At 42.4% G+C, this 12,832-nt stretch carries 6 protein-coding genes and 1 pseudogene; 6 read left to right on the plus strand and 1 reads right to left on the minus strand.

From position 1 onward, the window contains the following. The first annotated feature begins 14 nt into the window (after positions 1–14). Positions 15–2,603, plus strand: coding sequence for a DUF4955 domain-containing protein (locus tag I2I13_RS04840; RefSeq protein WP_195648945.1), 2,589 nt, complete (start codon positions 15–17; stop codon positions 2,601–2,603). A 21-nt stretch (positions 2,604–2,624) separates the two neighbouring features. Continuing rightward, on the plus strand, positions 2,625–4,625 hold the full coding sequence (locus I2I13_RS04845) for a PL29 family lyase N-terminal domain-containing protein (protein ID WP_195648946.1): 2,001 nt from the start codon (positions 2,625–2,627) through the stop codon (positions 4,623–4,625). Positions 4,626–4,762: 137 nt separating this feature from the next. Here I2I13_RS04845 and I2I13_RS04850 read toward each other — a convergent pair. Continuing rightward, positions 4,763–4,996, minus strand: a pseudogene (locus tag I2I13_RS04850) (AAA family ATPase); the annotation flags it as partial. A gap of 147 nt (positions 4,997–5,143) precedes the next feature. On the opposite strand from I2I13_RS04850, the gene I2I13_RS04855 reads away from it, so the two are divergent. The 4 genes from I2I13_RS04855 to I2I13_RS04870 all read left to right on the plus strand — a co-directional run bounded on the left by I2I13_RS04855 (position 5,144) and on the right by I2I13_RS04870 (position 12,827). Continuing rightward, the gene (locus I2I13_RS04855; RefSeq protein WP_195648947.1) at positions 5,144–5,956 is read left to right on the plus strand and encodes a Cof-type HAD-IIB family hydrolase; all 813 of its coding nucleotides are present in this window, start codon (positions 5,144–5,146) and stop codon (positions 5,954–5,956) included. Positions 5,957–6,187: 231 nt separating this feature from the next. Then, positions 6,188–7,669, plus strand: coding sequence for a cysteine--tRNA ligase (gene cysS, locus I2I13_RS04860; protein ID WP_148364218.1), 1,482 nt, complete (start codon positions 6,188–6,190; stop codon positions 7,667–7,669). 242 nt (positions 7,670–7,911) lie between these two features. Continuing rightward, the gene (locus tag I2I13_RS04865) at positions 7,912–11,172 is read left to right on the plus strand and encodes a TonB-dependent receptor (protein ID WP_195648948.1); all 3,261 of its coding nucleotides are present in this window, start codon (positions 7,912–7,914) and stop codon (positions 11,170–11,172) included. A 14-nt stretch (positions 11,173–11,186) separates the two neighbouring features. Next, complete coding sequence (locus I2I13_RS04870; RefSeq protein ID WP_195648949.1) at positions 11,187–12,827, plus strand: RagB/SusD family nutrient uptake outer membrane protein; 1,641 nt, start codon at positions 11,187–11,189, stop codon at positions 12,825–12,827. Positions 12,828–12,832: the final 5 nt, after the last annotated feature.

Raw genomic sequence — 12,832 nt, forward strand, 5'->3', positions numbered from 1 at the left:
GAAATAATAAACGTATGAAAAACAGGAGCATTACCTACCTATTACTATTTGGTATTTGCAGCATGTTGGCAATCATGCAATCGTGCCAGAAAACAGATGACCTGGAAGCAGACATCAATTCTCTGAAAGACCGTGTCGCTGCTTTGGAAAAAGCAACGGAAGGACTGAATACTTCATTTGCCAGTCTGCAAGCCCTTATGCAAAAAAACAAAGTCATTATCGGAATTACTCCGACTAAAGATGGTCTGGGATATTTGCTGGAACTTAGTGACGGAACAAGCATTAAAGTCATGGAAAGTGAAGCGGTACAGGCATCTGTCCCTGAATTTTCCGTAGATGAAGAAGGCTACTGGATATATAAAACAAGTAGTGATACCGATTTCAAATATCTGCCGGGAGCCGATGGAGAGAAAGTATCGGCATGGCCCCGTGATGAAGAAGGCAATGTGGTGGCAACTCCATTAATCAGCGTATCCTCCAGTGGATATTGGCAAGTGAGCTACGATAATGGACAAACGTATACAAGCTTAGGAACTAAGGCCGAAGGTGGAAGTCAGGGAGGAACCAGTATATTCAGTAAGGTAGAATATAATGAAGCAAACCACACTTTCTCATTCACATTATCCGATGGAGGAAAAACATATACCTTTCCGGTAGATGACACCTTTGGACTGATAATTTATGGTCTCAATGATGCCGACAGCGAACAAGCCGTGCAGGTTTTCGCCCCCAATGAGAATCATAAGGAATATAAAGTAGAACAGAATGACGTACAACAAGCCGTAGTACAAGCTCCTAAAGGATGGAATGTTCTTTTGTCCGAGAACTTGTTAACTATCACACCACAAGCAACTGCGACAAAGGATGTGGAAGAAACTATTAAAATTGTACTGACTTCATCAAAGAATTATATCCGTATTGTATCTATTGAAGTTAAACAACTTTCCAGCGAAGCCGGAGCAGAAGCCTGGCAGCAGTTTGTTAACGCTGACCAACAGAATGTGTTATTAGACTTTTCATACGCCGGATATAAGTATGGTGAAATGGCTCCTCCCGAAATAGAAACGCTAACAGCGCAAGGATATAAAGTATACGATGTTACAGATCCCAAATATGGAGCTATCCCCAACGACGGTAAATCTGACAGAGCAGCTTTCATGAAGGTCTTGGCAGAAATAGCGAGTCAAACAAAGCAAGAAGACAACAATATGACCGACCGATATATCAAGGAAAATGCTAAAGCTATTATCTACTTCCCCGAAGGAAACTATATTCTGCAAGATGAGGATTCTAAAGATCGCAGGATTCGTATATCAATGAGTGATATTGTTTTAAAAGGAGCCGGAAAAAACAAAACGACACTCGAAATGACCGCTGCCAATAATTCTCCCAAGCCAACCGAAGAGATGTGGAATGCTCCTGTCATGATGGAGTTCAAACACAATACAGGATTAGGAGAATCTGTCGGTACCATCACCGAAGATGCTCCGATAGGCAGCAAAACCATAACGGCTAGTTTAACAGGAGTAAGCGGAGGCAGCTGGGTATGCCTTGTGTTGGAAAATACGGATGACAATGTAATTAACTCCGAATTATATCCACACAAATGGGAAGATATTAAGATACAGCAAGGTGGTACTCCCAATATCAAGACAAAAGGGATTCAGATATACGAATATCATCAGATTGAGAAAATCAGCGGTAACAATGTTACCTTCAAAGAGCCGATCATGCACGCTATCAATAAAGATTGGGGATGGAAAGTACATAAGTTCGCAAACTATGCCAATGTGGGTGTAGAAGACCTGACCTTCAAAGGACACGCCAAAGAGAAGTTCATTCACCACGGCTCTGACATTGACGATGGTGGTTTTAAGCTCATCGATTTTGTGCGTCTGACCAATTCGTGGATGCGCCGGGTTAATTTTGAGAGTGTTAGTGAAGCCATGTCAATCACCAATTCTGCCAACTGTTCTGCTTATGACATCACTATTGGCGGTAATCGTGGACATGCTTCTATCCGATCGCAAGCTTCTTCCCGTATCTTTATTGGAAAAGTAACTGAAAACAGCAATGGCTACACACTTAGAAAAGGAGAAGGTGAAAGCACATTGATGGAATATAAAACGAATGTTGGACAATATCACGCTTGCGGTGTTTCAAAGCAAAGTATGGGTGCTGTAATATGGAATGTTAGATGGGGAGATGATTCTTGCTTTGAATCACATGCCACACAGCCACGTGCAACACTAATCGACTGCTGTTCCGGTGGTTTCATGCATTGGAGACAAGGAGGAGACTCTGCCCAAATGCCTAATCATATGGAGAATCTGACAATATGGAATTTCTACGCAACAAATGCACAAACAGACCAGGACATCGATACAGGAGGTAAATTTACCTGGTGGGATGGTAACGGCTTTTGGTGGAAATTTATGCCTCCTATCATTGTCGGTTTCCATGGAAGTCCTTTAGATTTTGATGATACTCAAATGAAGCGACTCGAAAGCAACGGAACTGCTGTGGAACCATATTCACTCTATGAAGCTCAATTACGTAAACGTTTGGGATATGTTCCCTCCTGGCTATCCTCTTTAAAATAATAACTTTAAAACAATATAATCATGAAAAAAGTATGGAGTATGTTCATGTTATTGGCTGTATGCCTGGTAGCATGTACCAACATTGACGATTTGGAAGATGATGTAGACGCACTGAAAAAGCGCGTTACCGCACTCGAAACACAAGTACGTGATATAAATAGTAATACTGAAGCTCTTCGCGAACTTTATAATGAAGGAACATTTATTACTAATATAGAGGAAAAGTCTGATTCTTACACACTCACTTTGAGCAATGGAAAGACAGTAAATCTATATATGAAAAACGATAATAACCTGTTATGCCCTATTATCGGTATCGATTCAGAAGGCTACTGGACTGTTCTTTATAACAAAAATGAAACCCCGGAACGTCTGACTGTAAACGGACAACCTGTGAAAGCTAATGGAGAGAGTGGTAAGACTCCTACATTCAATGTAGATAGTGAAGGCTACTGGCAGGTTAGCTATGACGGAGGAAAGAATTATAGTTATATATACAAAGAAGGAACTAACGACAAAGTCAGTGCAACCGGTGACGGTTCTGCTCCGACAGAAGACAAAAACTTCAAGAGTGTAACAGTAGAAAACAACGAACTGGTCTTAGTACTTGCAGGTGAGGATGCTCCAACCATACGTATCCCTATCGTTCGTGATTTCGAATGTAGTTTTGCAGCCGAAGATTTAAAACAAGTACAGGAGTTTTCGGCAGGTGAAGTGAAAGAGTTTACCATGACCGTGAGAGGAGTAGAAAATACAATGATTACTGCTCCCGAAGGATGGAGTGCTAAATTCTCTAAGGAAGCTGGAAAAGAAAATGTATTGGTTGTTACTGCCCCTGCATCAAGCGCAAAGATGATGACTCGTGCAACAGCTGATAACAGTACTGATATTGCGGTATTGGCAACAAGTGGAAAGTATGCTATGATTGCAAAGATTCAGGTTAGTATCAAGAATCGTACGGATTATAAGGCTGATTTTGATAATGGAAAAGACATTACTATCGGCGGCATCACCATCAACAACCAAATTTATTCAGATGCTGACATACAAATATTGGATGCAACAGATGCCGATGTAGCACTTGATACTTACTTTAGTGCCACAATGAGTAAACCAGTTATACTGTTCCTCACAGGTACAGCACACAATTTTACCACAGCCGGAGTAAAATCAATCAGTAATGATGTTATTATTATCGGTCAATATGATGACGAGCAAGTAACACTTCGTCCTGCTAATTGCTGGAAATCATGCAAAGGAAAGCTACTTTTAAAAAATATAAAAATAGATTTAAGAGATCTCGATGGAGTCGCTAGCAATACTGGTTACTTCATAAACAATGCAGGTGTTGCCAGCAGTGGAGACTTCACTGACATATGCTTTGACAACTGCCTGATTGCGAATGTCTTGAAACCAATTTATTACGATGCAGCACAAAAGGGATATTTTGGTATAAATAACATCTCTGTTCAAGACACTCGTATTGAAGTTAATGCTATAAAAATTGCCTTGATAAATATATATAAAGGCTTCAATTTAGGAGATTATAAAACTTTCAACTTCAAGAACAATATTGTGTATAGTCAGACACCTCAAGAAGGCGTACAAATATTAAACTGGGCTACTGGTAATACTCCTTTATCAGATGGTGTACTTTCTGCCGAAATTATAAATAATACTTTTGTCAACATGGTAGGTAGCAATATATTCTTCAGATACCAAAAAGGAACATCATTGACTATAAGCAAGAATATCTTTGACGTAAGTCCGGAAGCAGAATTCGGCTCCTACTATTATTCTTTCTTAGAAAGTTGCACGCCTCAAATAGATGTAACCGACAATATCGTATATGGCTTAACAAAAAATTGGAATTATTATCATACAGGTTCTCAAGTTAAAGAACCAGCAAGCAGTAATAACATAACCAAGCACGCAACAGCTCCTATTACTCAATATGATTATGTAAATGGTATATTTACATTAGCTAGCGACGTAGCTGGTTATGGAGCAACAATTGAATAAAACTATTTTACCAGTTTAATAATAAAAGCCGCATAACGAAAGTTATGCGGCTTTTATTTATCTAAATGTCATATCATCAACCAAGAAATCAGAAACAGGAGAAACTACTACATCCGAAAAAACACGGGTCTGGTTCAAAAAGAAAATCCCTGCATCTGATACATAACAGCGCGAGGACTCGAATCTGAAGCTCCTTTATTAATATCCAATACAGATGAACCTGTAAAAACAATATCCAACTTTGAATGATAATCATAAATCAAATTAAGCTCTTTCGACCAATCTTTATATTTATAAATTTCATCAATAAACAAGTACTTGCCTCCCATCTTTACAAAAGCATCTGCCAAGTCGAACAAACGATGGCTGGCTTAGATACGATTATTTGCACTATAATAGTGCAAACAACAAAACAAATTGCACTATCACAGTGCAATTTCAGCTAAAACCACATCTTTTCCCCCACCACCTTGCAGAAAAACTTTTTTAATTTATCTTTGCATCCAAAACAACCCTACATGAAATACAAACTTATCGTGCTCGATCTTGACGGCACACTCACCAACTCTAAAAAGGAAATCACTCCCCGCAACAGGGAAATTCTGATACGTATGCAAGAGCAAGGAATACGACTGGTATTAGCTTCCGGGCGACCTACTTATGGTATTGTGCCATTAGCTAATGAGTTACGTATGAATGAATTCGGTGGATTCATCCTGTCCTATAACGGAGGAGAAATCATTAATTGGGAAACACAGGAGATGGTATATGAAAATGTGTTGCCTAATGAAGTCGTTCCAATGCTTTACGAATGTGCCCGTACCCATCAACTAAGTATATTAACCTATGACGGAGCAGAGATAATAACCGAAAACTCTCAAGATCCATACGTATTAAAAGAGGCCTTTCTCAATAAAATGGCAGTTCGGGAGACAAACGACTTCCTGACAGACATCACGCTTCCCGTAGCCAAATGCCTCATCGTAGGAGATGCCGATAAACTGATTCCACTTGAAGCCGAACTTTGTCTCCGGCTGCAAGGTCGCATTAATGTTTTCCGTTCAGAACCCTATTTTCTCGAATTAGTCCCGCAAGGTATTGACAAAGCTCTTTCTTTGGCCGTCCTGTTAAAAGAAATAGGAGTAGCACGTGAAGAAGTTATTGCCATAGGTGATGGCTATAATGACCTTTCCATGATTAAGTTTGCAGGACTGGGGGTTGCCATGGGAAATGCTCAAGAACCTGTAAAGAAAGCAGCAGATTACATCACTCTAAGTAACGAAGAAGACGGTGTAGCAGAAGCAATCAATAAGTTTTGTAATCAACAATAGCCAAACATTTACTGACATGCTGACAGAGTTTTAGTTTCTCGGTGAGAAACCTTTGGTTCCTCGTAGTGAAACTATTGTTTCCTCGGTGTGAAACTGTCAGTTTCATACCGGGAAACAAATCACCTTACTAGCAAAAACGACCCAACACTTAAAATCAACCGATTAAAGATAGGGCGCATATTCAGATTTTATACTAACTTTGCGATTCCAATAAAACAAATATAAAATGTTATGGAACATCAACTTACCATTTACAACACCTTAGATAGAAAGAAAGAGTTGTTTGTACCGCTTCATGCACCTCATGTAGGCATGTATGTGTGTGGACCGACTGTTTACGGAGATGCCCATTTAGGACACGCCCGCCCGGCTATAACCTTTGATGTGTTATTCCGCTATCTCACCCACCTAGGATATAAAGTACGCTACGTACGAAATATTACCGACGTAGGTCATCTGGAACACGATGCCGATGACGGAGAAGACAAAATCGCCAAAAAAGCACGTCTGGAAGAGTTGGAGCCAATGGAGGTTGTTCAATATTTCCTGAACCGCTATCATAAAGCAATGGAAGCGTTGAATGTACTTTCTCCAAGCATTGAGCCACATGCTTCAGGACATATCATTGAACAAATCCAACTGGTACAGAAGATTTTGGATGCCGGATACGCCTATGAAAGCGAAGGCTCCGTCTACTTCGATGTAGCCAAATACAATAAGGATTACCACTACGGAAAACTTTCCGGACGTAATCTGGACGACGTATTAAATACCACCCGTGACCTTGACGGACAAAGCGAAAAACGCAATCCTGCCGACTTCGCCCTTTGGAAAAAGGCACAACCGGAACATATCATGCGCTGGCCGTCTCCATGGAGCGACGGCTTCCCCGGATGGCACGCCGAATGTACCGCTATGGGACGCAAATACCTGGGTGAGCACTTCGATATTCACGGAGGAGGAATGGACTTGATTTTCCCCCACCACGAATGTGAAATCGCACAATCGGTAGCTTCGCAAGGGGACGACATGGTTCACTACTGGATGCACAACAATATGATTACCATCAATGGAACAAAGATGGGTAAATCACTTGGCAACTTCATCACACTGGACGAATTCTTCAACGGTACCCATAAGCTGTTGGCACAAGCCTACACACCAATGACGATCCGCTTCTTCATCCTGCAAGCTCATTACCGCAGTACGGTAGATTTCAGCAATGAGGCATTGCAAGCATCCGAAAAAGGCTTGCAACGTCTGATGGAAGCTATCGACGCATTGGATAAGATAACTCCCGCATCGGCAACTTCAGAGGGAATCAACGTGAAAGAGCTACGTGCAAAATGCTACGAAGCAATGAATGACGACTTGAATACACCGATTGTCATCGCACAGCTTTTCGAAGGCGCCCGCATCATTAACAATATCATTGCCGGCAATGCCACTATCTCCGCCGAAGACCTGAAAGACCTGAAAGAAACATTCCATCTGTTCAGTTTCGACATCATGGGATTGAAAGAAGAAAAAGGCTCTTCAGATGGTCGTGAAGCAGCTTACGGCAAGGTAGTAGATATGCTACTGGAACAACGTATGAAAGCGAAAGCCAACAAAGACTGGGCTACTTCCGACGAGATCCGCAACACACTGACAGCACTCGGATTTGAAATCAAAGATACCAAAGACGGTTTCGAATGGAGACTGAATAAGTAATATTTATATTTCCAAGCTTTACAATAAAAAGAAGATAGCAGGTCTGTAAAAGATCTGCTATCTTCTTTTTATTGTAAAGATACTGCTGCAAAAGGCATCATTCCTGCATACTGACTAAAAAATTCACATCAAAGATTAATTTTTCCACATTACAACTATAAATAATTTTTAATTTCGCATATCGTAACAGCATAAATTATCCTGTTATACACCTTATTTAATAACTATAAAAACATAAAATTATGGATCTAAAAACGCAAGTCCGAAAATTAGCAGTGACTCTTTTTCTGAGCATGCTATGTTTAATTGCCTTTGCACAAGGCCGTCAGATCACAGGTACAGTACTCGATTCAACCGGCGAACCTGTAATTGGGGCCAATGTAACAGAAATCGGTACAACCAACGGAACAATCACAGACATTGATGGGAAATTTACCTTGCCAGCCGTTTCAAAAGGTGCAAAAATCAAAATCTCGTTTATCGGCTATCTTCCACAAACAATTACAATTGCCGACCAGACAAACCTAACAGTAAAGCTGACGGAAGACCTTCAGACTCTTGATGAAGTGGTCGTTGTGGGTTACGGTGTACAAAAAAAATCCGATTTGACCGGAGCAATCAGTAGTGTGGACAACGCAAAATTGACCGGCAAAGGTGCATCAACCGTCATGGAATCCTTGCAAGGACAAGTGCCCGGAGTCGATATTTCCCAATCATCCAGCCGTGTAGGCGAAAGCTTCAGCATTTCCATTCGTGGTAAAAGTACATTAGGTAGCAGTACAAGTCCTTTATTCGTAGTAGATGGAGTGGTATGTGATGATATCAATTTCTTGAACCCGTCGGATATAGAGAAAATAGATGTATTGAAAGACGCCTCCTCCACAGCCATTTATGGTTCACGCGCCACGAACGGTGTAGTCATCGTTACTACTAAATCGGCTCAAGTAGGGGCGGAAATGAAAGTAAACGTTACATACGATGGTTATGTAGGCTATAAGACAGTAGCCCGCATGCCCGAATTCATGGACGATGTGGAATGGATGGATTATCGTTATATGAAATATACTTCTCCTGTGAAGAATGCGGGAATTGTGGATGGTCGTCTGCCACTTGAAATGACTGAGGGTAACCTTGCCTCTGTCTGGAATGACAAAGGAAATGCTCTTTCTACTAAGATGCGCGAACAGTTCATCAACAGAGATTTTACAGACTGGCGTGATTTGATGTTGAAGGACGGGACACAGCAGAATCACTTCATCCAAGTTGCAGGCGCCGGACAAAAAGTATCCTACCGCCTTGGAGCCGGCTATCAGCAGGAGGACGGAGTGATGGGCGATGGTATGAAACGCTTCAATGTGAAAATGGCTATTGACGGCAAAATCAATAAATATATCAAGGTAGGGGCAACAGCCAATCTAGTCGCTTTCAATTATGACTACGGTTCCAAACGTGCCGTTCAAGAGTCATTCCGCGCTAATGGATATTGGCTGCCTTATAACACAGAAACCGGTGAGGTCAACTACCTCCCGGGCAAAGATTTAGCACCGGGACAGGCTTCCAGCTCTACTTTCCCCGCCGGGTTTTCTTCTTCCGTTTCTCCGCTGATCGACTCTCAGAATTCGGAGGACAAGACGAAAGGATATCGTGTGCTGGGAACGATGTACGCCCAATATCAACCGGTCAATGACGTGATTATCAAGACTACCTTCTCTCCTACGTTCTCTACCCGTCGCAGAGGGGAATATTACGGAGGACTGTCGTCTGCACAATCCAGCACATATAATGCTTCAACAAACCCTACCGGAACTTCTTCGGCTACCGTCACCCGCAATGAATCTTTCTCCTATACTTGGGACACTCAGGTGAATTACGTCAAGACGGTCAAGGAAGACCATAGCTTTAACGCCATGGCATTGTTGAGCGTATACAGCACAGAAGCAGAGAAATACGCCTTAACCGGCGAAGGAGTCACTCCGAAAACATTATGGTATAATATGGGCTCTGCCAAAAGTTACAGCGATATTGAGAGTTCTTACGGAAAGGCGACCATGCTATCCTACGCGCTTCGTTTGAACTATGCTTATAAAGGACGTTATCTGGCGACAATCTCTTCCCGTTGGGATGGCTCTTCCAAATTTCAGGACGGACATCGCTGGGGAAGTTTCCCTTCCGCAGCTTTGGCATGGCGCATCAGTGAGGAATCATTTATCAAAGACAAAGCTCCGTGGATCAGCAACCTGAAACTTCGTGGCAGTTTCGGAGCAACGGGCAACAATGCTTCCGTAGGCAACTATGAAACTATGTTTCTAGCTAATCAGCTTTATTATTCCAGCTTTGGAAAGGGTTATGGTCCCGAAGTCATCAATGAGTTATTGAGCTGGGAGAAAACGACTGAGTTGAACTTTGGTCTGGACTTCGGTTTCTTCAACGGTCGCCTGTCCGGTACCATCGACTGGTATAACAAAACCTCCAAAGACCTGCTGATGGATCAGAAATTATTGCTTGAGCAAGGTTCTCCCACAGGTACAATGACTGCCAATGTCGGAAAAGTCCGCAACAGTGGTATCGAACTTATGTTGAAAGGTGTTTTGCTTCAGACCAAAAACTTTTATTGGGATGTCACCGCAACATTTGCTAAAAACAAGAATGAGATTCTCGAACTGCAAGGTAAAAAAGAAGATATGCGTGCTGAACGTTGGTTTATCGGACAGCCCATCGACGTGGCTTACGACTTACGTCAAACGGGCATCTGCACACAAGCAACAGCCAATGAGAAAGTAACGATTGACGGAGTGACGAAAACCAAGAGTGAATGGTATGGCTATTTTGAGGGCTGCATGACCTACGAAGACATCAACAAGGATGGTAAAATAGACGACAGCGACCGCCAGATTATCGGTCAGGCCATGCCCAAATGGACAGGTACTCTTTCCACGTCTTTCTCTTACAAGAACTGGGATTTCTCCATGTCTGTAAACACCAAACAAGGACACACGCTCTACAGTCCGTTTATGCAAGAATTCACGGATTATTCCGACCGTGGCCGTACGAAACTAAAAATGGACTTCTACATCCCGGAAGGTGCACCAGTATTCAACTACACATGGGATGGAAGCAATCCGTCTTCCCTGACTTCCGATCGCACAGTTGTTGCCGGACAAACCCACGTAGGCAGCTACCCCTACCCGCTCAACGATGTCAACTACAATCATGGTGGCGGCAATGGCTGGTACACTGGTAAGAACACTGAATTCAAGTCAAACAATTATGTAGATGCTTCTTATTGGAAAATCAAGAACATCACGCTGGGATATACTTTCGACAAGCAACTCACCAAGAAGATCGGTATCGAACATTTGCGTATATATGCCAACGTATTGAATCCGTTCACTTTCACAGACTATAAAGGATTTGATCCGGAATGGGCAGATGCCGCTATACTTGACGGAACAGGCGGCCCAAGTTCCATTTCTTACCAGATAGGTCTTAATGTTAAATTCTAATCACCATTACAATTATGAAATATATATATATACTTACAGCTACAGCACTACTAACCCTGTTTACCGGTTGCTCCGATTTCCTGAATCAAGACTTGAAATCCGACATTCCCGGTGCCGACTATTATGGAACAGCCGAAGGTTTTGAATCTCTGTCGAATGCAGCTTACAGTTCATTGCGTACCATATACGGCGGTGACCCGTGGCTCTTTGAAGGAGGAACAGATTTATTCGCTACCGGCCGTACATCCGTTCCGACGTGTAATCTGTACAGCAATGCCTATTCTGCCGCAGAGGAGAACGTGCAAACCTTTTACACAAATCATTACAAAGCCATTTCCTTGACTAATGAAGTTATTTACTGGGGTGAAAAAGAGGCAAGCCGTGCCGGTCGTATCGATGAAGCTCGCGGTCTGCGTGCCTTGTTCTATTTAAATCTGGTACAGCAATTCGGCGGCGTGCCGATGATAACGGAACGTTCCGCCACTCCTATCACAGGTATTGCCCGCAGCTCGGCAACGGATGTTTATGGATTTATCATTTCCGAAATGGGTGCATTATCCACTTCTGTCAACTTGCCTGAAAGTGCAACAGACGGCCGCTTCAACCGGAAAGCCGCCTACCACTACCTGGCTAAAGCCCTGCTATCAAGAGGATATCTTACCAATAATGACCAGGACTATCGTGACGCTATCACAGCTGCCAATGCAGCAGGTGCGGGAGCAGCTCTGACTACTTCATTCCCGACTTTATTCAGCAATGCAGGCGAAGGTAATGCCGAAGTCCTTTTCTCAGTGGTTTACAATGTTGCTACTGTCAACGACCCGAAAGCAGACGGAAACAAACAACAGGCTCATTTCTGCGATTACCTGGACGGACAGGAAAAAGGTCATAAATATACTTCGTCTACATTGACTCCTACCTTGTGGATGCATGAAGTCTTTAACACCAATACTTCCTCACCCAATCTGGATATCCGTTATGAAAGCACATTTATGACAGAACTTCGTCAAAGTTACTGGGATTATTACGATGACAATAAAAACACAAGTGCTGTCACCTACTACTATTGCCCGTCATGGGAAATAGAAAATGTGGATGCCTGGCGTGCAGCACTACCGAGTCGTGCTAATGCGCAAGTAGTGGAAATGCTTCCCATGGGTACCAACATCAATGGAGATGAAACCAGTTATGAAACAAAAATGAAAGAAGACGTGTATGGTGTTGCTTCCTTCCGCAAATTTGATGATACAGAGAACGGACGCACTTATTTCAGTACTACTTCTTCCATGCGTAACATTTATCTGGCTCGACTGGCAGAAACAAATTTAATTGCCGCCGAGGCATATGTGAAACTCAATGATGGAACAAATGCCGCTCGATACATTAACATTGTCCGCAATCGTGCCAATGCAACTTTAGCTACTGCAAGTGAAATGAATATTGACTATATTCTGAATGAACGTGCCCGCGAACTAGCCGGCGAATATCATCGCTTCGCTGACCTGACCCGTACCGGCAAACTTTCTGAGTATGCAAAAGCACACAATCCGGATATTAACAGTGACATTGATTCTAAATTTAATCTGCGTCCTATTCCATTGGCAGCTATGGAGCTGAATCCGGCATTGGAGGGAGACCAGAATCCTAAATGGTAGAAAAG

The sequence above is a fragment of the Bacteroides sp. D55t1_190419_B8 genome (genome assembly GCF_015558905.1).
Classification (GTDB): Bacteria; Bacteroidota; Bacteroidia; order Bacteroidales; family Bacteroidaceae; genus Bacteroides; species Bacteroides vicugnae.